The organism is Acinetobacter sp. YH12236 (assembly GCF_013417645.1).
Classification (GTDB): Bacteria; Pseudomonadota; Gammaproteobacteria; order Pseudomonadales; family Moraxellaceae; genus Acinetobacter.
This window is the reverse complement of record NZ_VPDM01000027.1, coordinates 20,943-46,197: the sequence shown is the minus strand read 5'-3', so window position 1 is coordinate 46,197 and position 25,255 is coordinate 20,943. Positions and strand designations below refer to the sequence as shown.

Sequence of the window (25,255 nt, the reverse complement as noted above, 5' to 3'; positions counted from 1 at the left end):
CTCAGACTTTGCCTACAAGAGAATTGAGACATCAATATGGCAATAAACTGATCCCACCGGGAAGCCGCTCTAAATTTCTGTCCAACATGGTGTACTTTAGCAAGTTGTTCAAAATCCTGTCGCACAACAGGTTTAATTAGCTCATGAAATACGGTATTCTGATGTGACAAAACCTGAATCCTGGTCGTTAAAGTGTTTGTTTGCACTCATATTTTAACTGTTAGGACTCAGGTTTTTTTATTTAAAGCAAACTATGGGACAGCAGTGGCATTTGCTCCCCTTTTTTCTAGATTCAGTTTTTAAAAGCGCTGACCTTCAGCAACTTTCTGTTTGAGTAACTGTGGCGCTTTGAAACGTTCGCCATATTTACGTTCCAAGATTTCAGCACGATTCAAGGCTTTGGTTAAACCATACTGGTTCAAGAACTGCACAGCACCTCCCGTCCAGGCGGCAAAACCAATTCCAAAGATTGACCCGATATTCGCATCGACTACTGACTCCAGCACACCTTCTTCCAGACAGCGCACAGTATCGAGGGCTTGAACAAACAGGAAGCGGTCAATCATTTCCTGTTCAGAAATATCCACCTGTTTATGCCAATGCTCTAGGCCAGACCACAGCTGCTTTTTGCCTCCTTCAGGATAATCATAAAAACCTGCACCAGCAGCTTTGCCTTTACGGTTAAACTCATGAATCATGGTTTGAATCACGGCATCTGCATCGGTGCTTGGACGTTCTTTGCCTTGTGCAGCCAGAGCCTTACGGCTTTCTGCAGCCACATGCTCAGAAAGTGTTAGAGAGACTTCATCCTGAATAGCAAGTGGTCCGACTGGCATACCGGCTTTCAGCGCAGCCATTTCGATACGGGCTGGATGCACCCCTTCGGCAAGCAAACGTAATCCTTCCTGTACAAAGGTGCCAAAGACACGGCTGGTAAAGAAGCCACGACTGTCATTCACTACAATCGGTAATTTGCCAATCTGCTGCACATAGTCAAATGCCTTGGCCAGTGTTTCTGCTGAAGTATTTTTTCCCTTAATGATCTCGACCAGTTGCATTTTGTCGACTGGACTAAAAAAATGCAGACCGATAAAATTCGCCTGATTTTGAGAGGCTTGAGCCAAGTCACTGATGGGTAGAGTCGAGGTATTAGAGGCCATTACACCGTTGGCTGATAAATATTGCTCTGCTTCCTGAGTAACTTTGGCTTTGAGTTCCTGATTTTCAAATACTGCTTCAATGATCAGGTCACAGCCTTGCAAATCTGCTGCTTCTGTTGTGGTGTGAATCAGACTTAAAATCTGGTCACGTTTTTCAGCTGTTAAGCGGCCTTGAGCCACTTTTTTATCTAATAATTTCTGACTATAGGCTTTGCCTTTTTCAGCAGCTTCGACCGAAATATCTTTCAGCACCACCTGAATGCCTTTGCTGGCAGTGACATAGGCAATACCAGCACCCATCATGCCTGCACCCAAAACACCTACTTTAGTAGCTTTCCATGGCGCAAAGTCTTTAGGACGGCTGGCACCCGACTTGATGGCATTCATGCCATGCCAGAATGTACCGATCATGTTCTTGGAAATCTGGCCGGTAGCGAGATAGGTGAAATAACGCGACTCAATTCTTAGCGCAGTATCGACATCAACCTGAGCACCTTCAACCGCAGCGGAGAGAATAGATTCTGGTGCTGGATAACAACCCTTGGTTTTATCACGCAACATCGCAGGAGCAATGGCCAGCATCTGTGCAACGGCAGGCGAAGAAGGAGAGCCTCCCGGAATTTTGTAGCCTTTTACATCGAAAGGCTGTTGAGATTGCGGATGTTGTTTAATCCAGGCTATAGATTTATCTAGTAACTCATCCAGTGAGTCGGCTGTGTCATGCACCAGTCCCAAAGACTTGGCTTTCTCTACACCGAACTGTTTGCCTTCCATCAGCAAAGGTAAGGCATTTTGCAGGCCTAGCAGACGAACCATGCGGACAATACCGCCACCGCCTGGCAGCAAGCCTAAAGTGACTTCAGGTAAACCAAACTTGGTTTTGGCATCATTCAGCGCAATACGATGATGGGCACATAAAGCAATTTCCCAACCACCGCCTAAGGCTGTACCATTTAAAGCTGCCACTACTGGAATACCACGCGTTTCGATATAACGCAGTTTGGCTTTCATGTCTTCAATCATATTGAAGAATTCGGTGGCATGTTCAGGCGTCGCCTGAATTAACTCATCTAGATCACCGCCAGCAAAGAATGTTTTTTTTGCTGATCGGAAAATAATCCCGGCGATCTGTTCATCTGCTTGTAACTGGGCAACGACTTCTTCCAGAGCCGCGCGAAAGTCGGCATTCATGGTATTGGCGGACTGGTTCGGAGAATCAAAGGTCAGAATGACAATGTGATCTTCAATTTTTTGATATTGAATTGCGCTCATGCTTATCTCCTTATACCAACTCAATAATGGTTGCGATGCCCATACCACCACCCACACACAGGGTAGCCAGTCCACGTTTCTTACCTTGACGTTCCAGTTCATCCAGTAAAGTGCCTAGAATCATGGCGCCGGTCGCACCGAGTGGATGTCCCATGGCAATGGCACCACCATTGACATTGACTTTGGCAGGATCAACTTTCATTTCATTAATAAAGCGCATCACCACAGCAGCGAAAGCTTCATTGACTTCAAACAGATCAATATCATCAATAGTGAGTCCGGCTTTGGCTAAAGCCTTACGTGCAGCCGGGGCAGGGCCGGTCAGCATAATGGTTGGATCGGCACCAACTAGCGCTGTTGCCAGTACTTTGGCGCGTGGCTTGAGATTTTGCTGTTGCACTGCCTGTTCGGAGGCAAGTAATACGACTGCTGCACCATCTACGATGCCTGAAGAATTACCTGCATGGTGGACATGGTTTACAGAGCCTACTTCCGGATATTTCTGTAGGGCGATAGCATCAAAGCCTATCTGGCCCATCGTTGCAAAACTTGGCTTTAATGCACTTAAGCCTTCTGCAGTTGTTGTCGGTTTAATGAATTCATCTTTGTCTAGAATCACGACGCCAGCTTTATCTTTCACTGGAATAATAGATTTATCAAAATAACCATTCGCTTGGGCTGCTGCCGCTTTCTTTTGTGATTGCTCGGCGAATTGATCTACATCTGCACGACTATAACCATCAATGGTCGCGATCAGGTCAGCCCCTATGCCTTGTGGAATAAAATCGCAAGCCATATTGGTTTCAGGATCTAATGCCCACGGGCCGCCATCAGAACCCATCGGAACGCGAGACATGGATTCAACACCACCCGCAACGACCAGATCTTCCCAGCCTGAACGAACTTTTTGTGCTGCCAGATTTACAGCTTCCAGACCCGAAGCACAGAAACGGTTGATCTGAACGCCAGCCACATCATTGTCCCAGCCTGCGGCAATTGCAGCAGTTTTGGCAATGTCTGCACCCTGATCACCGATTGGAGTCACACAGCCCAGCACAATATCATCCACCTGAGATGTATCCAGGTTATGGCGTTCTTTCAGTTCATTTAAGAGCGTAGTCAGTAAACTAATTGGTTTAACTTCATGTAATGATCCGTCTTTTTTTCCCTTTCCGCGTGGCGTGCGAATGGCATCAATAATATAGGCCTCGCTCATACAATATCCTTTTCTTGCTTTACTGAAATTGTTCTAATGCTTCGAGTGTAATGATTAAATCTTGAAGTGCAATGACGAGAACGGACCAGATCATTTGAGCAATTTGGTCAGTCTTGATGGATTAAAAAGCGGGCATAAAAAAGCCCAAGTCTGGAGCTTGGGCTAGGGGCTTGTAGCGCTTAATAAACGATACTTTTCAAGTATACATTTTTAGAGCAAGGTTTTTAATGGTAACCGTGTAACTGACGGTATAGGCCTGGTGTTACCCCTGTCCATTTTTTGAAAGCACGGTGGAAAGTGCTGGTTTCACTAAAGCCCACCTGTTGTGCCACGTCTTCCAACGTTAAATCCGGATTCAATAACAGGTGAATCGCAGCATCGCGACGTAGCGCATCTTTCACGCCCTGATAGCTCTTGCCTTCGGCAGCAAGACGGCGACGCAGGGTTTGTGGGGATAGATAGAGCATCGATGCAACATCGTTTAAGGTCGGCATTTCTTCACCGATCTGGCTCTTCAATACATCCCGGATCCGCGAAGTCAGCGAGTTGGTATTTTTAAATTTAACGAGAAGTTGAGCAGGTGCTGCTTTCAGGAATTCTTCCAGAGTTTCTTCATTCTGGCGAATTGGCAAATCCAGATAATCCGCTGCAAAGGTAATTTCAGTACGCGGCATATCGAACTGCATCACAGGTGCAAAGAACAGCGCATCGTATTCATCTGCATGCGCAGGGCGAGGGTAGCTGAAATGTACACGTTCCAGCGGCAGACGACGTTCAATTAACCACGATGCCAGACCATGCCAGATCATCAACATACTTTCAGTAATAAAGTGTTCCGGATCCATCGAATTTGGGATCAGGGGAACCAGGCGCGCTTCATGCTTGTCACGTTCCAGGGTTACAGACCAGTCATCACCAAAGAGTTTGTAGAATTGAGAAGAAAGCTCGAGTGCATCGCCCAGTGTTTTGGCATGAATAATCAGCTGACACATAATCGCGAAAGTGCCAAGACGACGCGGCTGCTTGTCAAAACCGACATGTTCGTCCTGAGTCACCATCCAGAGCATCTTGATAAAACGGGTATATTGTTCAGGCGAAATACGCGCCTTGGGCTGATGCAGAAGCTCGGCTTCAATCCCAACGTGAGACAATAAAGTATCGACATCCATGCCCAGGCGCTTAACGCCGTATAAGGCTGCATTGACGAAATGGATACTGATCGTATCACGACTCATGTTTAATCCTTCAGTCTCTTTAATGTTCACTAATATTTGACCTAAATGACAAAAAATAAAAAATCAATGGCAATTTACAAGAATCCAATTACCATTTTCTTACATGTTAAATTGCCGAAACTATCAAGGTAAATGGCTGAACATGACATTGTTTTTGGGCATTTATGTTCTTATGATGAGGCAAAAAGCGATATAAATAGAGTAATAACTCCAATGTCATATGCATTAAAAGGTTTGAAAATATTAGATTTTTCTACATTATTACCTGGTCCATTTGCCACATTATATCTTGCAGACATGGGTGCAGAAGTTGTGCATATTGAATCACCCACACGTCCTGATCTGGTACGTTTAATGCCACCTTTTGCACATGGACAGGCCACAACGCATAATTATCTGAACAGAAACAAACATTCTGTCGCACTGGATTTAAAGAATCCCGAACATATTGAACAAATCAAATCCCGAATTGCAGATTATGACATTGTCGTAGAGCAATTTCGCCCAGGTGTGATGCAACGGCTTGGCCTGGATTATTCAACACTCAGTGCGCTCAATCCACGCTTAATTTATTGCTCGATTACTGGTTATGGTCAGACTGGCCCTTATAAAGATCGGGCAGGGCATGATATTAACTATTTGGCTTTATCTGGGATTGCCGGACATAGTGGCCGGATCGAAAGCGGACCACCGGCAATGGGAATCCAGATTGCCGATGTCGCGGGTGGCTCTATGCATGCGCTGGTTGCCATTCTGGCAGCGGTGATTGAGCGGCAGAGCAGTGGTCAAGGACAATATATTGATATTTCCATGACCGATTGCGCGGCGACATTAAATAATATGGCAGCTTCTGCCAGTCTGGCGGGTAATCAGCACCAGCAGATTGAATCCGGTTACTTAAATGGCGGTACCTTTTATGACTATTATCAGACTCAGGATAATCGCTATTTGTCAGTAGGCAGTTTGGAGCCTCAATTCATGCAAGGTCTGGCACAATTGCTGGATTTGCCGATTATTCTGGAAAAAGGTGCTTCTTTCGCACCTGAAGATCATGCTTTAGTAAAACAGGCGATTCGCGATAAAATAAGATCCCAACCTCTATCTCACTGGCAAGCCTTATTTTCTCAGGCGGATTTCTGTGTCGAACCTGTATTAAAGCTTGATGAAGCCCTGCATTCTGAACTGGCGCAGCAACGTGAATGGGTGGTACAGGTGCCTGTTAAAGCTGATCAGCGGGAGCAAACCGAAGCTCAACTGGCTTGCCCGATCAAGTTTTCAAGATCAACTATGCGATATCAATTTATTGGTCAGGCTTTAGGCGAAACCAAAGAGTGGTAATTGAGCGACTTTCTCATTTTGGTTTATGAAAAAAACTGCTAAAGATTTAAAAAATAAATCATTCACGTTAAAAATCAGAAGAAGCTGATCTAAAGCTTTATATCATTGAAAGTTTGCTAGGCTTATCAATAAAATCGCTATGAAATATGTATAAAAAGCATTTTATTGATAGATTCAATGTCGTTATCCTTGCCGACGATATAATAGAAACTACTAGCTGTACGCCATGTATTTATATACTGATTTCGATCAGCAACTGATTAATGAACGTGTTGCACAGTTCCGTGACCAGACGGAACGTTATTTAGCGGGCAAATTGACGGAAGATGAATACCGTCCGCTCCGCCTTCAAAATGGTCTTTATGTACAACGTTATGCGCCTATGTTGCGTATTGCGGTACCTTATGGCCTGATGAATTCTAAACAACTTCGTAAAGTGGCTGATCTGGCGAAAGAGTATGATCGTGGCTATGCACACGTTTCAACCCGTCAGAATATCCAGTTTAACTGGCCTGCACTAGAAAACGTGCCTGATATGCTGGCTGAACTGGCAACCGTGCAAATGCATGCGATCCAGACTTCAGGGAACTGTATCCGTAATACTACCACTGACCAGTATGCAGGTGTGGTGGCAGGTGAAATTGCAGATCCACGTCCGACCTGTGAATTGATCCGTCAATGGTCAACTTTCCACCCGGAATTTGCTTTCCTGCCACGTAAGTTCAAGATTGCGGTATCTGCGCTGGAAGAGATTGACCGTGCAGCAACTTCATTCCACGATATCGGTGTCTATATCGTAAAAAATGAAGCTGGAGAAATCGGTTATAAAATTAAAGTCGGTGGTGGCTTGGGCCGTACGCCAGTAATTGGTAGTTTTATTCGTGACTTCCTACCACGTGAAGACCTGATTGCTTATCTTGAAGCAGTACTACGTGTCTATAACCTGCACGGCCGTCGCGACAACAAATATAAGGCGCGTATCAAAATCTTGGTAAAAGCTCTGACGCCTGAAGTCTTTGCTGAGAAAGTTGAAGCCGAATTTGCACATACTGTTAAAACGTTGAAGATTGATGCTGAAACGCTGGCGAGAATGGATGAAAACTTTACTCCATTTGATTACCAAGATTATGCAGATGAAGACTTCACAGAGCTGTTTGCTCAGTATCCGAAGTTTAAGCAATGGTTCAACATCAATACCAATGCACATAAAGTGAAAGGTTATCGTATTGTCACGATTTCACTGAAACGTGCAGGCATTGCACCGGGTGATGTGACCACTGAGGAAATGAACCTGATTGCAGATCTTGCAGACAAGTACACCTTCGGTGAACTGCGTACGACTCATGAGCAAAATATTGCGCTGGTAGATGTACCACAAAAAGACCTGTTCGAATTGTGGCAGACGCTGGATCAGCATAACCTGGCACGTGCGCATATCGGTTTCTTGACTGACATTATCTGCTGCCCAGGTGGTGACTTCTGCTCACTAGCGAATGCGAAATCCATTCCAATTTCTGAAGCGATTTCACGCCGTTTTGATGATCTGGATACCATTTACAACTTGGGTAAACTGGACCTGAACATTTCAGGTTGTATGAATGCCTGTGGTCATCACCATGTAGGTAACATCGGAATACTGGGTGTAGATAAAAAAGGCGCTGAATTCTATCAGATCACTTTAGGTGGTAATGCGGATCATGATGCCTCTATTGGTGACATTCTTGGGCCATCATTTGCTGCAGAAGTGGTGCCGGATATCGTAGAAGAAATTCTGAATACTTATCTTGACTTGCGTCAGGATGGTGAAGAGTTTATCGATACTTATCGTCGTGTCGGCATTCAACCATTCAAGGAGCGCGCATATGCTTAATACCGCACTACAAGTGCTCTCTAAAGATGGCACAATTGCAGATAACACTTACCAGCTAATTGGTGAAGATGGTATATTGCCACAGGGTGATGTAGTTCTGACTGTAGAGCAGTTAGACCAGATTGCCAATATTTCTGGTAAAAAAGCATTGTACTTAACGGTTGATGCTTCACCTGAAACCAATGAATTTCCGCTTGAGCAACTTGATGCGATTTTTATTGAGTTTGCAGGTTTTAATGATGGCCGTGGTTATTCATTTGCTGCATTGCTTCGCCGTCAAGGTTTCCAGGGTGAGCTGCGTGCGACTGGTGATGTGTTCAAAGATGTCTTGAACTACATGAAGCGTTCTGGTTTCGATACCTTTGTCATTAAAGAAGGTAAAGATATTCAGGAAGCAGCTGCAGGTTTGGGTGATTTTACCAATCCTTACCAAGCTTCTACAGCAGTACCGACGCCGAATTATCAAACTGGGGCTTAATTCACCTTCAACTAAAAAAGCCTCCATCTGGAGGCTTTTTTGTATTTAAATCTTAGGGTGCACGTTCTTCAAGTAGGCAGTTAATCATCCATTGCACTCCGAATTGATCCGTAAAGGCACTATAAAGCGCACCCCAAAAGGTTTTTTCTAAAGGCATTTCGATTTGACCATTCACCGATAAAGCTTCATAGAGTCGTTTGGCTTCATCCTGTTCATTGGCACTTAAAATAATCGCAATATAGTGATTAGTACCCTTACTAAATGCTGGTGTATTTTCAGTACAGAGTTTGTCATTGATATCAGAGCCCATGAGCTCTGTGTATTCATTAATTGGAAGTGAGATATGCAAAATCAGATTTTTTTCTTCATCTGATAAATCAATTCCTTGCTGTCCAGGCGTATCTCCATAACGGGTTAGACTGGAAAATTCGCCACCAAATACCGAACGATAAAAGGTAAAGGCAGCTTCGGTTTCACCCTGGAAATTGAGATAGTGATTAAGTCGCATGCAGGATTCCTTTTCTTATTCTGAATCCCTTTAATTTACGCCCTGAATTGAATCTGATTGATAAAGAAGCTTTATGAAAATGTAATTAAAAGAATTTACTTTATGGATAGATAATAAAAAAATGAAATATTTATAAAATAAAAAGAGGGCTATAAAAGCCCTCTCTACGAATTGATTATAAAAGAATTAGATCAGTTCGATTGCGACCGCAGTTGCTTCACCACCGCCAATACATAGCGCAGCGATACCACGTTTACCGCCTGTACGTTTCAATGCATGAATCAAGGTCAGGATAATACGTGAACCTGTAGAACCAACCGGGTGACCGAGCGCACATGCACCACCATTGATGTTGACTTTTTCAGGATCAAGCTTGAACTCATCCATTGGGCACATGGTGACCATAGCAAACGCTTCATTGATTTCCCAAAGGTCAACTTCCTCAGCTTTCCAGCCAGTTTTATCCAGAACTTTCTGAATCGCACCCACTGGCGCAATCGTGAATTCAGATGGATGCTGGGAGTTTGAAGCATAAGCAATGATTTTAGCCAAAGGCGCTAAACCTTTAGTTGCTGCATTGTCGCTTGAAGTCAGCACAAGGGCAGAGGCACCGTCTGAAATAGAGCTGGCATTTGCTGCCGTAATGGTCCCGTCTTTTGCAAAAGCAGGACGTAAAGTTGGAATCTTGTCAATATTGGCATTGAAAGGTTGTTCGTCCTTATCAACGACCACATCACCTTTACGAGTGGAAACAGTGACTGGCACGATTTCATCAGCAAAGTAGCCTTCATTGACTGCAGTTTGAGCACGTTTCAGTGAACGGATTGCAAACTCATCCATCTGTTCACGTGTATAGCCTTTTGTATTCGCCATATCTTGAGCAAATGAGCCCATCAGGCGACCAGTTTCAGCATCTTCCAGACCATCGAGGAACATATGATCCTTGATTTCACCATGACCCATACGGAAACCGCCACGTGCTTTTGGCAATACATATGGCGCATTGGTCATGGATTCCATACCACCAGCAACTACATAAGTTGCAGAACCTGCCTTAATCATATCTGCCGCTTGCATAACTGCTTTCATGCCTGAACCACATAATTTATTGATGGTGACGGCACCTGTAGAATCAGGCAGACCCGCTTTACGCATCGCTTGACGGGCAGGACCTTGTTTTAAACCTGCCGGGAGTACACAACCCATAATGACTTCTTCAATATCGGTTGGCTGCAAGCCTGAACGCGCAATCGCTTCTTTGATGGTGGCAGCGCCTAGCTCAGGTGCAGTAACGCTAGCCAAGCTACCTTGAAAGCCGCCCATCGCTGTACGTGCGCCATTGACAATTACGATGTCAGTCATTGTTATATCTCCCTATAAGTTTTGATCATTTTTTCTCGAACCTAAGCAGTATATTGAAAAAAGTACAGGATTAAAGTCCTAATCTGGATAAATCATAGACTCTAGGGTTTTATTAACAGGAGGCCAGATGTTCGATTCGGATATGTCCCATTTTATTCAAGACAATACGTTGCTGAGATGCAAGGTGAGTAGAACAATAATAAAAGCTGCCATTCGATCCAATTGGTAAAGCCGTCTGGGCTTGATAAGTTACGTTCGGCATACTTAAAGCACCTCGCCAACTCAAGTTACCGTATTTAAGATTAAGTTGTTCAATGTGTAAAATTTGTTCGTCATTGTCGACTTGACGATTACGGTTTTTATCAATAAATACCAGCAAATTTTTATTCCATTGGTTTGCTTGGCAGGTTAATGAATCTTGACTGGGACAAATCACAATATTCTGGTGAAACACAGCTGCCTGGCTGCGTGCATAACGATTGGTTGCTGTAAGTTTCATCGGAATATTTTTGGCTTCCTGCTTGGATAAATAATCATGAAAATAAGGCAAGGCAATTGTGACCACAATTGCGATAAGGGCAATACAGATAATTAACTCAACAATAGTGAACGCTCTTGTTATCTTTTTATACATAGAGTTACCTGATTTATATATTATTTTTATTTGAAACATGCTATTAATTGTGCGTTTTTTATGCTTAATTGAGCGAGTAAGCAATGCCTTACTCAAAATTCAAAAAGGCGCTTAAAAATAAATTGGCAATGACAATAGGCGATTCACAACAAAAAATTGAGTAAAAAATTACTGAATTACAACGGAAATTGTAAGTAATTTTGTCAATAATTTACTTGATTAGATTAATCAAGCACTTGGAAAAATAATAAAGTGTTTGTATGATGCGCAGTGAATAGCTTAAAAATAACACTGGGGTAAAAAAAGCCTATCTCAGAATGGCCTATTAGAAGGCTTGAGCTTGAACAACAATTGTTATCTCTGGAGGATAAATCCATGAAAATGAGTCGTATTGCTTTAGCAATGCTTGTAGCTGCTCCTTTTGCTGCTGCAAACGCAGGCGTAACTGTTACTCCATTAATGTTAGGTTATACTTGGCAAGACACCCAACACAACAATGGCGGTGATGATGGCGAACTAACAACTTCTGGTGAAATGGAAGATGATCTATTTGTTGGTGCTGCAATTGGTGTTGAACTAACTCCATGGTTAGGTTTTGAAGCTGAATATAGCCAAGTTAAAGGCGATATGCGAGATCTACCAGGTGCTGAATACAAAGGCCAGAACATTGCAGGTAATTTCTATGCAACTTCTGACGTATTTACTGGCAACTATGACAGCAAAATCAAGCCATATGCATTGTTAGGTGCTGGTCACTACAAATATGAGTTTGACGGTGCTTCAGAAACTGCTTTAGGTCGTACTGGTCGTGGTTTTGAAGAAGAAGGTACACTAGGTAATGCTGGTATCGGTGCATTCTGGCACATCAACGATGCTTTAGCGCTACGTACTGAAGCTCGTGGTACTTATCACTTTGACGAAAAATTCTGGAACTATACAGCACTTGCTGGTCTTAACGTAGTTTTAGGTGGTCGTTTGAAACCAGCTGCTGACGTTGTAGAAGTTGCTCCAGTTGAGCCAGTAGCTCCAGTAGCTCCAGCACCACAAGAGTTGACTGAAGACCTGAACATGGAACTTCGCGTGTTCTTTGATACGAATAAATCAAACATCAAAGACCAATACAAACCAGAAATCGCGAAAGTTGCTGAGAAGCTAGTTGAATATCCAAACGCAACTGCTCGTATCGAAGGTCACACAGACAGCACTGGTCCACGTGCATTGAACGAACGTTTATCTCTAGCTCGTGCTAACTCTGTTAAATCTGCACTTGTTAACGAATACAACGTAGATGCATCTCGTTTGTCTACTCAAGGTTTCGCTTGGGATCAACCGATTGCTGACAACAACACTAAAGAAGGTCGTGCTATGAACCGTCGTGTATTCGCGACAATCACTGGTAGCCGTACTGTTCTAGCTGAACAACCAGCTGCTCAATAATTCGTTATTGAACAGTGATTAAAAAAAGCGACTCTTTGAGTTAATGCCAGTCAGTTAAGCAAATTTTAGTAAAATGTAGTAAAAATGAGTGTATGTAAATACGCTCATTTTTTTATGTCTTTATCTGAACATTTAGAATCCACTCTTGAACATTCTCTCCCATCACTCAACCATTTTTGTGAACTTATTGATTTAAATTGGATTGAAACAAGCCTGCATCAAACAGGTAAGGCATCAATCAGAAGGAGAAAATTACCTGCTGAGCATGTGGTTTGGCTTGTTATTGGGCTTGCCTTGTTTCGAAATCAACCCATCAGCTATGTTGTAGAGCAATTAAACCTCGTGTTTGGTACAACAGAATATTGTGTTCCTAGTGCAGCAGTCCAAGCACGACAACGTTTAGGACAAGAGCCTTTAAGTACCTTATTCTCTCTGCTCAGCCAAGCATGGTTTGATGAAACACAGCAACAATATTCAAACTTTCAAGGACTTAGCATATGTGCTGTTGATGGGGTGGTTTGGTCTATGCCGCTGACCGAAGAGAACTTTAATCATTTTGGCTCATCTAAAGGTAAAACTGCTGTAGCACCTTACCCACAAGTGAGAGCCACGTGCCTAGTCAATACCAATACCCATGAAATCATAGATGCCCAAATAGGCAGTATGGATCAGGGTGAACTCACATTAGCAAATCAATTATCTCCTCCAGCACAAAGTATTACATTATTTGATCGAGCTTATTTCTCTGCTGATTTTCTAATAGGGTGGCAAACACGTGCAGAATCAAGTCATTGGCTGATGCGAGCAAAAGATAATTTACGTTATGAAATTATTAAACGGAATTCCCCACATGATTTTCATATCAGGATGCCAATATCACCTAGAGCCAAGAAGCTTAACCCAACGTTAGGGGATTATTGGGAGGCACGTTTGATTGAAGTTGAGCAGGCAGGAAAAATCAGACGTTACATTACTTCATTATTAGATTCAAAGACATACCCACTTATAGCCTTGGCAAAGTTATATGCTCAGCGTTGGGAAATTGAAATGTGTTACCGAGAAATTAAAAGCAATTTGCAGAAAGGTAAGCTCTTAAGAAGCAAGCAACCAGACTTAATTTATCAAGAATTATGGGGTGTCTTGATTGCCTATAATGTTCTGAGACGACAAATGAAACATATGGCTCAACGAGCTAAAGTAAGTCCTTTGAGAATCAGTTTTCATATTGCATCTATTGCCCTTCTTAATTTACTCAGATTCGACTCTTTGGCTTCTGCAGGTAATCTCCCCAAACATCTGGAAAGTTTAATGGAGAAATCTAATCGGTATGTTATACCTGAGAGAAGAGTGAGGAGTTATCCAAGGGTTGTAAAAGGAAAACCTCAAAAATACCCAAGAAAAAGCCAGTCAATCTCTTAACTGACTGGCATTAACTCTTTGAGTCGCTTTTTTTATGGCTGTTTTTTGCATACACTTGGTGCTCGAAACTGATTTGGAGTTAAAGCATGAGTATAGAACTCCCTCAAGACTTACAAAGTCTGGAAGCTAATAGTGGTATATATGCAATCTGGATGATCTTTCATCATTATGGAATAGATCTGCATATTCCTGATCTGGTGCAATTGACACAGTATAATGATGAGATGGGAGCTTCAAGTATTGCACTCGCTGTTGCACTTAAAACACTAGGGCTTGATGTTGAATTTTTTACAGAAACTGATCCCGATAAACAGCCGCTTGAAATCCAGTTTTATCAAAAAGCACAAGAACTCAAAGTGTCTGTTCATGAATATCCACTTTCTTATACAGATATTCAAAAATCAGTAGATAAAGGCCGTTTTGTAATCGTGTTCTACGATACGCTGGAAGGGGTAGGGAACCATTCATTAATTTATGAAATCAATGAAAAAGAAATCAGTTTCTTTGATAGTTTTAATGCTATGTCTAAAGAAGTTTTCGAACAGCAGCGTCGAGTAGAAGGTATTTGTCAGCAAGTCATCGTGATTGATGACCGTAATTTTGTCATGCGTCATAGCTGATTTCAGAATATAAAAAAGCAGCTACTTGAGCTGCTTTTTTAATAAAGGTGAGAACTTAGTCTTTTTCAATATTCATCGGTCGAACATCCATCTCCTGATAGGAAACCAGTTTGGTTTTATATTTCCACTTATAACCCAGCCAGATCACCAGGAATAATAAAATACCGATATAAGTAGAAAGGACAGCCAACCACTCACCATCTAGGATAGCTTGATAATTTTGACCTAGAACAACAATTGAACAAAGGACGAAGGCAAACCAAGGCGCGAACGGGAAGAATTTAGCTCTATAGGCCAGACCTTCAAGTTGATAGCCTTGAGCCAGATAACCTTTACGGAAGCGGTAATGTGAGATCGCAATCCCGAGCCAGACAATGAAGCCACACATACCTGACATATTCAGCAACCAGTTAAAGACTTCCTGCTCGCCAAAGAATGTGGTCAAGAAGCATAGTGCCGCAATCGCCGTGGTCGCATACAGGGCATTCATCGGTACACCGCGTGAATCCAGATGGGCAAACAGCTTAGGCGCACTGCCTTTACGTGCCATATCGAACAGCATACGGGTCGAAGAATACATGCCTGAGTTACCTGCAGACAGAATCGCAGTCAGAATTACCGCATTCATCATACTGGCTGCAAAAGCAAAACCTGCTTTCTCATACAATAAAGTGAATGGAGAAAGGGCAATATCTTCAGTTGCAGCTGCCTGTAAGAGACGCGGATCATTATAAGCAACCAATGTACCGATAATGAAAATACATACGATATAGAACAGCAGGATTCGCCAGAAGATTTGCTTGATCGCGACTGGAATGGTTTTTTGCGGATCTTTAGATTCACCAGCGGCTACACCAACCATCTCGGTTCCCTGGAATGAGAATCCGGCAATCATGGCAACACCAATCAAGGCCTGGAAACCGCCTACAAAAGGCGCTTCACCTACGCTCCAGTTTGCAAATGCCGAAACACCCGGTGTGAGCATGATCTTGGCAATCATCCAGATCCCGATGATGATAAAGGCAATAATCGCCAGTACTTTCACCAATGAGAAGAAGAATTCTGACTCACCAAAACCTTTTACTGTGAGAGCATTAATTCCAAAGATCACAGCGAGGAAGATCGCACTCCAGTAAAAGCCGGGAATATCAGGGAACCAGAATTTCATAATGAACTGTACGGCAACCAGTTCAAAGGCAACGGTAATCGCCCAGTTGTACCAGTAGTTCCAGCCTAAAGCGAAACCAAAACCACCTTCGACATATTTGGTGCCGTAGGTAAAGAATGCGCCCGAGGTCGGATTATGAGTCGCAAGTTCTCCAAGGCTGGTCATCAAGAAATAAATCATTACGCCAATCAGGGCATAGGCGAGAAGTGCGCCACCCGGGCCTGCGCTGGCAATAGTCGCACCTGAGGCCAGGAATAAACCTGTACCGATAGACCCGCCAATCGCGATCATATTGAGATGACGAGCACCAAGCTTACGCTGCAGCTGCACGCTGTTCTGAGTTTCGCTCATCATGATTCCTTAGCATTTTTTTGAGTGCTGGCGAAGAGCACTTTAAAACCTTGTTGATCAGTTTTGACTGTACATTGGCCAAAACTTTGTTCAATTAAAATTGGATAATTTAAGAAACGGTTTGCCACAATCCATAATTCCCCGCCAGACTTGAGATGACGACGCGAAGTCTTGCATAAAGTTTCGCTGGCCGCATAATTGGTCTGGATTCCCTGATGGAAAGGAGGATTGCTGACAATGGCATGTAAAAAGAGCGGTGCATCTTCAATACCTGACACAGCTTTAATTTCCAGCTGCTGAGGACTGAGCTGATTTTTCTCAAATGTCATTTGAGTAGAAGCCAAGGCAAAGGCATCCACGTCCAGAGCAAAAATACGGTTCTCAGGATTCAGTTTGGCTAAATAAGCACTGATCACGCCTGCACCACAGCCAAAGTCGGCAATCTTGCCTGAGGTCACCTGAGATAAATAGGGTAAGAACACCGCTGTTCCTACATCCAGATGATCCTGACTGAATACACCTGGAAGTGCACAAATCTGCAAATCACCTTTTGGTGTGGCCACTGTATAGGTCTGTGCCCAATCTGCCAACGCTTTTGCTTCGACCGTGCAGTCTAGAGTCAATTGCCACAATTGGCAATGTCGTGCGCTGTCGAGCTTGATGAGTTTACCATAAGCCTGTAGCTGCTTTGCCGCACGCTCTACGCCACCTTTCTTTTCACCGACCAGAAAGACACTGCTGCCTTGTTTTAATCGGGCTGCAATATTGTGAATCAGATAATTCAATAATTCTTTTGATTTAGGTACGAAAATAACTGCCTGATCAAATTCCTGATCAGGAAATTCTGCGCCGAAATGAATCTGGGCCTGCTGTGACTGGAAATATTGAAAATCATTATAATTCCATGTCCAAACAAAGGGCTGGATAGATTCACCACATTCAGCAAGAAGCTCATCGGTCGGGGCATTTACCAGCAATACGCGACCAGACAAATAATCATATTGTCTTAATAAAACTTCGCTTTTAGGATCCATAGATCTTTCTCCAATAGAAAAAACACTGTCCGAGTCCAACTCAGACAGTGTTCTTTGGACATGAAATTACTTCTTTACTTCAGGAAGTACAATATTCAATATGAGGGCTGCAATACCGCCTGTCGCAACACCGGAACTAAAGATGTTACGGAATAATTCAGGAAGATGTTCCAGAATCTGAGGTACCTGTGCAACGCCTAAGCCAAGTGCAAGCGAGATTGCAATGATCAGCAGGGCACGACGGTCTAAGTGAATACCAGACAGGATATTAATCCCAGATGCAGCGACTGCACCAAACATCACCATCACTGCGCCACCAAGCACAGCTTGAGGAACGGCTTGGATCACACCTGCAACAGCAGGCAGTAGACCTAGAATCACAAGGAGTGCTGCGATCCATATCCCAACATAACGGCTAGCTACACCAGTCAATTGAATCACACCATTATTTTGTGCGAAAACTGAACTTGGGAAGGTATTAAATAAGCCTGCAAGCAGAGAGTTAGCACCATTCACTAACACACCACCTTTAATGCGATTCATCCAGGTTTGACCATCCACTGGCTGATTCGATAATTTTGATGTTGCGGTAATATCACCAATGGCTTCTAGTGAAGTCACCAGGTAAATGAATGCCATTGGAATGAATAAGCTCCATGAGAAGCTTAAACCAAAATGCATTGGGGTAGGAATCTGAACCAGAGGTGCATCTTTTAAGCCATCAAAGTTTAAATGACCCATAAAGCCTGCAAGGATGTAACCCACGACTAAGGCAATCAGGATGGCAGAACTTTTTACCCATGTAATACGTACACGGTTGAGTAAAATAATTAAAGCCAAAACCGTACATGACATGATGAGGTTATCTGCATTGGCAAAGGTTTTATCGCCCATCGCCTGATAACCACCACCCATTGAAATTAAACCTTCTTTGATTAAGGTTAAGCCAATAAGTAGTACCACAATACCTGTAACCAGTGGTGTAATCAGTTTTTTCACCCACGGTAAGATTCGTGATACACCCATTTCAATGAATGAACCCACGATTACCACACCAAAGATAGATGCCATCACTGCTTCTACAGGTGTACCTGCCGCAACCATTGCAGAACCAATACCGATAATAGGACCAATAAAGTTAAAGCTGGTTCCTTGTACAATCAGTAGACCTGCACCAAATGGGCCGACTTTTTTACATTGTAAAAAGGTTGCGATACCAGAGATCACCAATGACATCGAAAGAATCATATTGGTGTCTTCTTTTGACACACCAAGTGCTAAACAGATCAGCAGACCCGGCGTCACAATTGGGACAATAATGGCCAATAAATGTTGAAACGCAGCGAGAAAAGCAATAAAAGGTTTTGGTCGATCATTCAATCCATAGACTAAATCGAGTTGATCTTTTGCTTCGGGAGATTGGTTTAAATCAGACATGCGGCACTGAAAATTAAGGCTAGGTGGCGCTATTCTAATCTGTTTACACAGCTTTACAAAACCAAAAGCGTGCCAGTCGTCAAAAAAAATGCGATTGTCAATAAACTGTCACTACTAAAATCTATATTTTTTCTGTATAATTTGCCCTCAAACTTTAGGCGTATCGAATTCACATGTCAGATATTAAAACTCTCCGTAACATTGCCATCATCGCGCACGTCGACCATGGTAAAACTACTCTTGTAGACAAACTTTTACAGCAATCAGGTGCTCTTGGCGATCGCGCAGGTGAGATCGAACGTGTAATGGATTCTGGCGCTATTGAAAGTGAACGTGGTATTACCATTCTTGCAAAAAACACTGCAATCAAATGGTTAGACAAGCGTACTAACACTGAATACCGTATCAATATCGTGGATACCCCGGGACACGCCGACTTCGGTGGTGAAGTAGAACGTGTAATGTCAATGGTTGACTGCGTACTTCTTCTTGTTGACTCTCAAGAAGGCCCAATGCCACAAACTCGTTTTGTAACGCAAAAAGCGTTCGCACGTGGTTTGAAACCAATCGTAATTATTAACAAAGTCGACAAGCCAAACGCTCGTCCAGACTGGGTAATTGACCAAGTATTCGATTTGTTCGACAACCTTGGTGGTTCTGACGAACAGTTAGACTTCCCAGTTGTATATGCTTCAGGTCTTCGTGGTGTGGCTGGTCCATCTCCAGAAGAACTTGCTGAAGACATGACTCCATTGTTCGAAACAATTGTAGACATCGTTGAACCACCAGCGGTTGACGTTGATGGTCCATTCCAAATGCAAGTGTCTTCACTTGACTATAACAGCTTCGTAGGTGTTATCGGTGTTGGTCGTATTCAACGTGGTTCAGTGAAATTAAACACTCCTGTAACTGTAATCGACAAAGACGGTAAAACACGTAACGGTCGTATCTTAAAAATCATGGGTTACCATGGTTTAGAGCGTATCGATGTTGAATCAGCTTCTGCTGGTGACATTGTTTGTGTAACGGGTATTGATGAACTTCATATCTCTGACACAATCTGTGATCCAAAAGCAGTTGAAGCTTTACCTGCACTTTCTGTAGACGAACCTACAGTATCGATGACTTTCCAAGTAAACAACTCACCGTTTGCTGGTAAAGAAGGTAAATTCGTAACTTCACGTAATATCCGTGAACGTCTAGATCGTGAATTGATTCACAACGTAGCATTACGTGTTGAAGATACTGACAGTCCTGACCGTTTCAAAGTATCTGGTCGTGGTGAGCTTCACCTTTCAGTTCTTATTGAAAACATGCGTCGTGAAGGCTTCGAAATGGGTGTATCACGTCCACAAGTAATCATCAAAGAAATTGATGGTGAAAAACAAGAGCCATACGAAAACGTAACGTTTGACGTTGAAGAGCAGCACCAAGGCGCTGTAATGGAACAAATGGGTCACCGTAAAGGTGAAATGACCAATATGGAAGTTGACGGTAAAGGCCGTATCCGTATTGAAGCAACAGTTCCTTCACGTGGTTTGATTGGTTTCCGTTCTGAATTCTTAACTATGACTTCAGGTACAGGTATCATGACTTCAAGCTTCTCGCACTACGGTCCAATGAAACAAGGTACTGTTGCGAAACGTCAAAACGGTGTGTTGATTTCTATGGTTCAAGGTACTTGCTTGGGCTATGCACTATTCAGCTTACAAGACCGTGGCCGTCTATTCGCTAAACCTCAGTTAGAAGTTTATGAAGGTATGATCGTTGGTATTAACTCACGTTCAGACGACATGACTGTTAACCCAACTAAAGCGAAACAGCTAACTAACGTACGTGCTTCTGGTACTGATGATGCGTTGACTCTTGTTCCGCACATTGAATTTACGCTTGAACAAGCGCTTGAATTCATTGAAGACGACGAATTAGTTGAAGTAACACCTAAGTCAATCCGTATCCGTAAACGCTGGTTGACTGAAAACGAACGTAAACGTAACCGTAACGGTTAATTTTACAGTTTCAAAAAAACCGCTGACTTAGGTTAGCGGTTTTTTTATTGGGTAGAAATTACATACACTTAATAAATTAGTTTTAAATAGAAATCCCTAACTAATGTATAATCCATCACAAAATTGTATAAAAATACTGGTGACTTTATGAGCATTATTCAAGAATTTAAAGAATTTGCGGTAAAAGGCAATGTCATGGATCTCGCAGTGGGTGTGATCATTGGCGGTGCTTTTGGTAAAATTATCGATTCTATGGTGAAAGATATCATCATGCCTGTCGTGAGCTGGATCTTGGGTGGTGATGTTGATTACTCTAACTGGTTTGTCGTGTTAGGCGATAATCCAAATAATGTGACCAATCTGGCTGAAGCACAGGCAGCCGGTCTGAATGTCTTTGCTTATGGTAATTTCTTGACCATTCTCATTAACTTCCTGTTATTGGCATGGGTTGTATTCTGGTTGGTGAAACTGATGAACAAACTGCGCCGTGATAAAGCAGAAGAAGCAGCGCCTGAACCTGAAGCGACTCCGGAAGATATTGCATTGTTACGTGAAATTCGTGATGAGCTAAAAAAACGTCCGGAAGCTTAAGCTTTTGGAGTAAATAAAAAAACGGCGTATAAGCGCCGTTTTTTTATTTTCTGACCTCTCCCTAACCCTCTCCTGAGAGGAGAGGGAACCCTAAAGGAATTAAAAATCCATCCGAAACTTAATTTCGACCAAATGAAAACCGAACTGACTTTTGATTGGGCCATGTAGAACATGTTCTGCAGCGGTAAAAACCAGTTTATCAATCACTGGAACGAGTTGGCCTTTTTTTACTTCACCGAGCTCACCACCGCGTTTAGCAGAGTTGCAAGTCGAGTACTGTTTGGCAATCTTAGAAAAATCTGCACCTGCTAGAATTTTCTTTTTGAGTTGTTCGGCAGTATCTTTATCCTTAACCAGAATATGACGGACAATTGCAGTCTTCATGATTTCTTACCTCGTACGGCAGCCATGCGCTTAGGTGAAAGTTTTACCTTTTTCAGCGGCTGGCATTCAGGACAATAGACGGATGCGCGCTGGCCGAGTTTGATATTTTCCAGTGTGGTTTCGCAGTTCACGCACATTTCTCCTGCACGGCCATAAGCCAGCAGCGTCTGTTGGAAATAACCATTTTCTCCCATGGCATTGGTATAGTCGCGTAAGGTAGAACCACCTAAGTCAATCGCCTGTTTTAAAATACGCTTGATCTCAACCACCAGTTTTTCAATCTGTTCGAAACTCAAACTTGAGGCTGGCTGGGCTGGATGAATACCCATATTGAACAGGCTTTCAGTTGCATAGATATTGCCTACGCCGACCACGAAATGGTTATCCATAATTGCAACTTTGGTGCCAACGTTTTTATTTTTTAGTTTTTCAAATAGATATTCGGCATTAAAAGCATCGCTTAATGGCTCCGGCCCAAGCGTATCAATCAGTTTGCTTTGTGATTGAGCGTCTAACCAGAGAATACAGCCGAAACGGCGCGGGTCATGGTAACGCAGCTGAATCTCTTCAAACTGAATAATCAGATGATCATGCTTGCGCAATTCTTCATTGGCTTCACACAAGCGAAAGCTGCCTGACATACCCAGATGCCAGAGCATCGTATCCTGTTCAAATTGCGCCAGAATATATTTAGAACGACGCGTAAGCTGAATCAGGCGCTGTCCTTGCAGACGGGCGAGATCATCAGGAATCGGCCAACGTAAACTAGGCTGACGCACTTCAACTTTTAACACTTGCTGATTAAGAAGGGGAAGGAGGCTGGTTTTGGTGGTTTCAACTTCAGGTAATTCAGGCATAACACTTGGTAGCTATTATCATGTGGCTAATATTGGGTGTTTTAAGTCTGAATGCAAGTCCTGTTTGAATAGAAATTATGGGCAGGATATTCAAAAATATTTGAACAATTGGTTAAAAAATAAACTTTAATATTGAGCAGGTTTTAGATCCAAATAATAAAAATAGGAAGTATATTGTTTGATTTTTAGTATTTAACTTACTGAAAAATATAAATTCTATAGAATTTATTGTTATATAAAATATCTTTTCTTATAACTTAAAGTTTTACCAATAATAAAAAAATTGCTGCGTTTTTAAGTGAAAAGTTATGTAACGTTCTGTATCAAGTCATACAGGGCATGCATCAGGCTGCCTTTACTCTCTCCATATGTTTAGGTTTTATATGAAAAAGTTAAGTCTAGCTTTATTGCCATTGATGGCAGCCATGACCTCTGCTCAGGCTGAATCTGCATTTGATCCTCAAGGACAGTACCTATTAGGTGACTGGAATGGAAAACGTACTGAACTTGCTCAACAAGGTGTCAAGTTTGAAGCAAACTTACTGACAGATACAGCGTATCTGGCTGATGGCGGACGTAATGAAGGGGCTGATCCTCTAACTTCTGCACAGTTATGGCTCGGTACACAGTTAGATATGGAAAAACTGGCTGGCTGGGATGGCGTAACTGTTCGTGCAGTGGCGACTGCGCGTCAGGGTCAAAGTACATCGGTACGTGATTTACAAGGTGATGCAGCTCAATGGGCCAATGTTCAAGGGACATTTGGCCGTGGTAACCAGGACAGCCGTTTAACCGAACTTTCAATTGAAAAGAACTATAAGAATCAAGGACTGAGCATTAAAGCTGGTCGTCTGGGTCTCGGTATGGACTTTAATGTGATGGCCTGTGATTTTGCCAGTACAGCATTTTGTGCTGCGCAGATGGGTAAATGGCAGGGCAATATCTGGATGAATACCCCAGTCGCACAATGGGGTGCACGTGTAAAACAGCAGTTAAATCCTGAAGTTGCTGTACAAGTCGGTGTTTATGAATTTAATCCTGATAACGGCAATGGTGCTAAAGAAGGTCAGGGCTGGAGTCTGGATACCGACAATGCTGATGGTGTGACCATTCCTGCAGAAGTAATCTGGACACCAAAATCATCGGTAAATGGTTTGCCTGGCAGCTATCGTGTAGGCGGTATGTATAACACTGCTGATGATGTTGCCAACCAGAAAGATGTTGCGACAGGTGAAGGAAAAAACCGCACCTTTGCGGGCTGGTTAGCTGTAGAGCAGCAATTGACTTCAACGGGTAATGACCGTCAGGGTTTACACTCATTCGCTAACTTTACCTGGCATGATCGTGATACCAATAAAGTAGATAATTCACAACAGTTGGGTCTGAAATATATTGGTTTGGTGGATAGCCAGCCGAATGATATATTGGGTTTAGCGGTTAACCGTGTACATGTAAATGACCGCTTTGCAGATTCACGTCCAATTTATGATGCGAGTGCCGAATACAATATCGAACTCAACTACAGCTATAACGCAACAAAATGGCTGATGCTACGTCCAAACCTGCAATACGTTATAAATCCGGGGTCTAGCAATCAAGTGGATAATGCATTGGTGTTAGGTTTGACTACACGAGTGATCTTCTAAAAAGAATTTAATCACGTTATAAATAAACAGGCTCATCAGAGCCTGTTTTTTATTTTTTGGTAAAAAGTTCTGAAAAGCCACTTCACAAAAAGAGGGAATACCGCGTGTCACTACTATTTCAGCCGGTTCAGTTTGGATCATTGCAACTTAAAAATAAAATTGTGATTGCCCCGATGTGTCAGTACTCTGCAACCGAGCAAGGTGAAATCACTTACTGGCATGAACAACAATGGGCCAATTATGCCTTATCCAGTGCAGGTCTTTGCATTGTGGAAGCCACCGCTGTACAACCTGAAGGTCGCATCAGTTATGCCGATTTAGGGCTTTGGAATGACCAGCAGGCCAGCCAGATCAAAACCTTATTGCAAAAGGTCAAGTCAATTTCTCCTATGCCTTTTGCAATTCAACTCGCACATGCAGGCCGTAAAGCTTCTACAGATAAACCTTGGGGTGGCAAAGGGCAGTTCGCCCCAGATCATTCACTCGGTTGGCAAACTGTCTCTGCCAGTGATATTCCTTTCCAGACTCATGAACATCCACCTAAGTCTTTAAGTGTTGATGAAATCCAGCAAGTAATTCAGGATTTTGCAGCCAGTGCAAAGCGGGCGGTTGAAGCTGGCTTTGCACTGATTGAACTACATGCAGCACATGGTTATTTACTGCATCAGTTCATGTCACCGTTATCGAATCATCGTCAGGATCAATATGGCGGTTCATTTGAAAACCGTATTCGTCTGACGCTTGAAGTATTTGAAGCAATAAAAGCCGCCGTACCAGAAGGTTTTCCAATTGGTGTTCGTATCTCAGCAACGGACTGGATGGATGGCGTAGAAAGTTGGGATGTAGAATCTTCAGTCGAACTATCCAAAGAACTGGAGAAACTGGGTGCAGTCTATATTCACGTTTCGAGTGCAGGTTTACATGTAGATCAGAAAATTGATGTGCATCCGAATTATCAGGTCCCTTTTGCTGAAGCGATTAAAAAGGACGTGAATATTCCAGTCATTGCTGTGGGTTTGATTACCGATGCACAGCAGGCAGAAGGCATACTGGAGTATAAACAGGCTGATGCGATCGCGATTGCACGTGCCTTGCTTTATGATCCACGCTGGCCTTGGCATGCCGCAGTAACGCTGGATGAAAAAATAGCAATTTCTCCACAATATTTACGTTCTGCACCGCATGGCTTAAATCAGTTGTTTGAATCGTTTTAAGGCTATTTTTTCTTA

General features: G+C 42.9%; 22 protein-coding genes. 10 read left to right on the top strand and 12 right to left on the bottom strand.

Annotation, left to right across the window (positions count from 1 at the left end):
* The 4 genes from FTV14_RS11995 to FTV14_RS11980 all read right to left on the bottom strand — a co-directional run.
* A partial coding sequence (locus tag FTV14_RS11995; protein ID WP_180025577.1) for a DUF4372 domain-containing protein occupies positions 1-170 on the bottom strand: 170 nt, incomplete at its 3' end.
* 129 nt (positions 171-299) lie between these two features.
* Positions 300-2,432 (bottom strand): 3-hydroxyacyl-CoA dehydrogenase NAD-binding domain-containing protein, encoded by a 2,133-nt coding sequence (locus FTV14_RS11990; protein WP_179993200.1) that lies wholly within the window; start codon positions 2,430-2,432, stop codon positions 300-302.
* 10 nt (positions 2,433-2,442) lie between these two features.
* Positions 2,443-3,648, bottom strand: a complete 1,206-nt coding sequence (locus tag FTV14_RS11985; protein WP_159123672.1) for an acetyl-CoA C-acetyltransferase — start codon at positions 3,646-3,648, stop codon at positions 2,443-2,445.
* 224 nt (positions 3,649-3,872) lie between these two features.
* Positions 3,873-4,883 carry an AraC family transcriptional regulator gene (locus FTV14_RS11980; protein WP_004785199.1) on the bottom strand — a complete coding sequence of 337 codons (1,011 nt, stop codon included), beginning with the start codon at positions 4,881-4,883 and terminating at the stop codon, positions 3,873-3,875.
* A gap of 213 nt (positions 4,884-5,096) precedes the next feature.
* Here FTV14_RS11980 and FTV14_RS11975 point away from each other — a divergent pair, with 213 nt between their 5' ends.
* From FTV14_RS11975 to FTV14_RS11965, 3 genes are all read left to right on the top strand, one after another.
* The gene (locus FTV14_RS11975) at positions 5,097-6,221 is read left to right on the top strand and encodes a CaiB/BaiF CoA-transferase family protein (RefSeq protein ID WP_179993199.1); all 1,125 of its coding nucleotides are present in this window, start codon (positions 5,097-5,099) and stop codon (positions 6,219-6,221) included.
* A 226-nt stretch (positions 6,222-6,447) separates the two neighbouring features.
* The gene (locus FTV14_RS11970) at positions 6,448-8,091 is read left to right on the top strand and encodes a nitrite/sulfite reductase (RefSeq protein ID WP_159123674.1); all 1,644 of its coding nucleotides are present in this window, start codon (positions 6,448-6,450) and stop codon (positions 8,089-8,091) included.
* Positions 8,084-8,569: a DUF934 domain-containing protein gene (locus tag FTV14_RS11965; protein WP_179993198.1), complete on the top strand. Its 486-nt coding sequence runs from the start codon at positions 8,084-8,086 to the stop codon at positions 8,567-8,569. The genes FTV14_RS11970 and FTV14_RS11965 overlap by 8 nt, the downstream gene beginning before the upstream one ends.
* A 52-nt stretch (positions 8,570-8,621) precedes the next feature.
* Here FTV14_RS11965 and FTV14_RS11960 read toward each other — a convergent pair whose 3' ends face one another.
* The 3 genes from FTV14_RS11960 to FTV14_RS11950 all read right to left on the bottom strand — a co-directional run bounded on the left by FTV14_RS11960 (position 8,622) and on the right by FTV14_RS11950 (position 11,073).
* Entirely contained in the window at positions 8,622-9,077 is a 456-nt protein-coding gene (locus tag FTV14_RS11960; RefSeq protein WP_179993197.1) for a VOC family protein, read from the bottom strand.
* 186 nt (positions 9,078-9,263) lie between these two features.
* Complete coding sequence (locus FTV14_RS11955; RefSeq protein WP_179993196.1) at positions 9,264-10,439, bottom strand: acetyl-CoA C-acyltransferase; 1,176 nt, start codon at positions 10,437-10,439, stop codon at positions 9,264-9,266.
* A gap of 112 nt (positions 10,440-10,551) precedes the next feature.
* Positions 10,552-11,073, bottom strand: coding sequence for a GspH/FimT family pseudopilin (locus FTV14_RS11950; RefSeq protein WP_179993195.1), 522 nt, complete (start codon positions 11,071-11,073; stop codon positions 10,552-10,554).
* A 375-nt stretch (positions 11,074-11,448) separates the two neighbouring features.
* On the opposite strand from FTV14_RS11950, the gene omp38 reads away from it, so the two are divergent.
* From omp38 to FTV14_RS11935, 3 genes are all read left to right on the top strand, one after another.
* On the top strand, positions 11,449-12,510 hold the full coding sequence (omp38, locus tag FTV14_RS11945; protein ID WP_179993194.1) for an outer membrane protein Omp38: 1,062 nt from the start codon (positions 11,449-11,451) through the stop codon (positions 12,508-12,510).
* 114 nt (positions 12,511-12,624) lie between these two features.
* Positions 12,625-13,929 (top strand): IS4 family transposase, encoded by a 1,305-nt coding sequence (locus FTV14_RS11940; protein WP_159124594.1) that lies wholly within the window; start codon positions 12,625-12,627, stop codon positions 13,927-13,929.
* 86 nt (positions 13,930-14,015) lie between these two features.
* Entirely contained in the window at positions 14,016-14,549 is a 534-nt protein-coding gene (locus tag FTV14_RS11935; RefSeq protein ID WP_179993193.1) for a peptidase C39, read from the top strand.
* A 55-nt stretch (positions 14,550-14,604) separates the two neighbouring features.
* Here FTV14_RS11935 and FTV14_RS11930 read toward each other — a convergent pair whose 3' ends face one another.
* The 3 genes from FTV14_RS11930 to FTV14_RS11920 all read right to left on the bottom strand — a co-directional run bounded on the left by FTV14_RS11930 (position 14,605) and on the right by FTV14_RS11920 (position 18,539).
* A complete protein-coding gene (locus tag FTV14_RS11930) occupies positions 14,605-16,068 on the bottom strand; it encodes an amino acid permease (protein ID WP_179993192.1) in 1,464 nt (487 codons plus the stop codon).
* On the bottom strand, positions 16,068-17,102 hold the full coding sequence (locus tag FTV14_RS11925; protein ID WP_159123682.1) for a methyltransferase: 1,035 nt from the start codon (positions 17,100-17,102) through the stop codon (positions 16,068-16,070). Before FTV14_RS11925 ends, FTV14_RS11930 begins: the two co-directional genes overlap by 1 nt.
* Positions 17,103-17,168: 66 nt before the next feature.
* On the bottom strand, positions 17,169-18,539 hold the full coding sequence (locus FTV14_RS11920) for a uracil-xanthine permease family protein (protein ID WP_179993191.1): 1,371 nt from the start codon (positions 18,537-18,539) through the stop codon (positions 17,169-17,171).
* A 173-nt stretch (positions 18,540-18,712) separates the two neighbouring features.
* Here FTV14_RS11920 and typA point away from each other — a divergent pair, with 173 nt between their 5' ends.
* Together typA and mscL are read left to right on the top strand one after the other, a co-directional pair.
* The gene (gene typA, locus FTV14_RS11915; protein ID WP_111884800.1) at positions 18,713-20,548 is read left to right on the top strand and encodes a translational GTPase TypA; all 1,836 of its coding nucleotides are present in this window, start codon (positions 18,713-18,715) and stop codon (positions 20,546-20,548) included.
* A gap of 147 nt (positions 20,549-20,695) precedes the next feature.
* On the top strand, positions 20,696-21,139 hold the full coding sequence (gene mscL, locus FTV14_RS11910; protein ID WP_159123684.1) for a large conductance mechanosensitive channel protein MscL: 444 nt from the start codon (positions 20,696-20,698) through the stop codon (positions 21,137-21,139).
* A gap of 99 nt (positions 21,140-21,238) precedes the next feature.
* Here mscL and FTV14_RS11905 read toward each other — a convergent pair whose 3' ends face one another.
* Both FTV14_RS11905 and mutM read right to left on the bottom strand, forming a co-directional pair.
* Entirely contained in the window at positions 21,239-21,523 is a 285-nt protein-coding gene (locus FTV14_RS11905; protein WP_004785172.1) for a peptidylprolyl isomerase, read from the bottom strand.
* Positions 21,520-22,380 carry a bifunctional DNA-formamidopyrimidine glycosylase/DNA-(apurinic or apyrimidinic site) lyase gene (gene mutM, locus FTV14_RS11900; protein WP_179993190.1) on the bottom strand — a complete coding sequence of 287 codons (861 nt, stop codon included), beginning with the start codon at positions 22,378-22,380 and terminating at the stop codon, positions 21,520-21,522. Before mutM ends, FTV14_RS11905 begins: the two co-directional genes overlap by 4 nt.
* Before the next feature lie 383 nt (positions 22,381-22,763).
* Here mutM and FTV14_RS11895 point away from each other — a divergent pair, with 383 nt between their 5' ends.
* Together FTV14_RS11895 and FTV14_RS11890 are read left to right on the top strand one after the other, a co-directional pair.
* Complete coding sequence (locus FTV14_RS11895) at positions 22,764-24,026, top strand: carbohydrate porin (RefSeq protein ID WP_179993189.1); 1,263 nt, start codon at positions 22,764-22,766, stop codon at positions 24,024-24,026.
* A 104-nt stretch (positions 24,027-24,130) separates the two neighbouring features.
* On the top strand, positions 24,131-25,240 hold the full coding sequence (locus tag FTV14_RS11890; protein WP_179993188.1) for an NADH:flavin oxidoreductase/NADH oxidase: 1,110 nt from the start codon (positions 24,131-24,133) through the stop codon (positions 25,238-25,240).
* The last annotated feature ends 15 nt before the right edge of the window (positions 25,241-25,255 follow it).

Bases quoted from the DNA above. Each gene is read 5' to 3' on its own strand.
- FTV14_RS11985 (WP_159123672.1), bottom strand. From the start codon at position 3,648: ATGAGCGAGGCCTATATTATTGATGCCATTCGCACGCCACGCGGAAAG.
- mscL (WP_159123684.1), top strand. From the start codon at position 20,696: ATGAGCATTATTCAAGAATTTAAAGAATTTGCGGTAAAAGGCAATGTC.
- FTV14_RS11935 (WP_179993193.1), top strand. From the start codon at position 14,016: ATGAGTATAGAACTCCCTCAAGACTTACAAAGTCTGGAAGCTAATAGT.
- FTV14_RS11965 (WP_179993198.1), top strand. From the start codon at position 8,084: ATGCTTAATACCGCACTACAAGTGCTCTCTAAAGATGGCACAATTGCA.
- FTV14_RS11930 (WP_179993192.1), bottom strand. From the start codon at position 16,068: ATGAGCGAAACTCAGAACAGCGTGCAGCTGCAGCGTAAGCTTGGTGCT.
- FTV14_RS11975 (WP_179993199.1), top strand. From the start codon at position 5,097: ATGTCATATGCATTAAAAGGTTTGAAAATATTAGATTTTTCTACATTA.
- omp38 (WP_179993194.1), top strand. From the start codon at position 11,449: ATGAAAATGAGTCGTATTGCTTTAGCAATGCTTGTAGCTGCTCCTTTT.
- typA (WP_111884800.1), top strand. From the start codon at position 18,713: ATGTCAGATATTAAAACTCTCCGTAACATTGCCATCATCGCGCACGTC.
- FTV14_RS11895 (WP_179993189.1), top strand. From the start codon at position 22,764: ATGAAAAAGTTAAGTCTAGCTTTATTGCCATTGATGGCAGCCATGACC.
- FTV14_RS11960 (WP_179993197.1), bottom strand. From the start codon at position 9,077: ATGCGACTTAATCACTATCTCAATTTCCAGGGTGAAACCGAAGCTGCC.
- FTV14_RS11950 (WP_179993195.1), bottom strand. From the start codon at position 11,073: ATGTATAAAAAGATAACAAGAGCGTTCACTATTGTTGAGTTAATTATC.
- FTV14_RS11925 (WP_159123682.1), bottom strand. From the start codon at position 17,102: ATGGATCCTAAAAGCGAAGTTTTATTAAGACAATATGATTATTTGTCT.
- FTV14_RS11920 (WP_179993191.1), bottom strand. From the start codon at position 18,539: ATGTCTGATTTAAACCAATCTCCCGAAGCAAAAGATCAACTCGATTTA.
- FTV14_RS11980 (WP_004785199.1), bottom strand. From the start codon at position 4,883: ATGAGTCGTGATACGATCAGTATCCATTTCGTCAATGCAGCCTTATAC.
- FTV14_RS11955 (WP_179993196.1), bottom strand. From the start codon at position 10,439: ATGACTGACATCGTAATTGTCAATGGCGCACGTACAGCGATGGGCGGC.
- mutM (WP_179993190.1), bottom strand. From the start codon at position 22,380: ATGCCTGAATTACCTGAAGTTGAAACCACCAAAACCAGCCTCCTTCCC.
- FTV14_RS11970 (WP_159123674.1), top strand. From the start codon at position 6,448: ATGTATTTATATACTGATTTCGATCAGCAACTGATTAATGAACGTGTT.
- FTV14_RS11940 (WP_159124594.1), top strand. From the start codon at position 12,625: ATGTCTTTATCTGAACATTTAGAATCCACTCTTGAACATTCTCTCCCA.
- FTV14_RS11905 (WP_004785172.1), bottom strand. From the start codon at position 21,523: ATGAAGACTGCAATTGTCCGTCATATTCTGGTTAAGGATAAAGATACT.
- FTV14_RS11990 (WP_179993200.1), bottom strand. From the start codon at position 2,432: ATGAGCGCAATTCAATATCAAAAAATTGAAGATCACATTGTCATTCTG.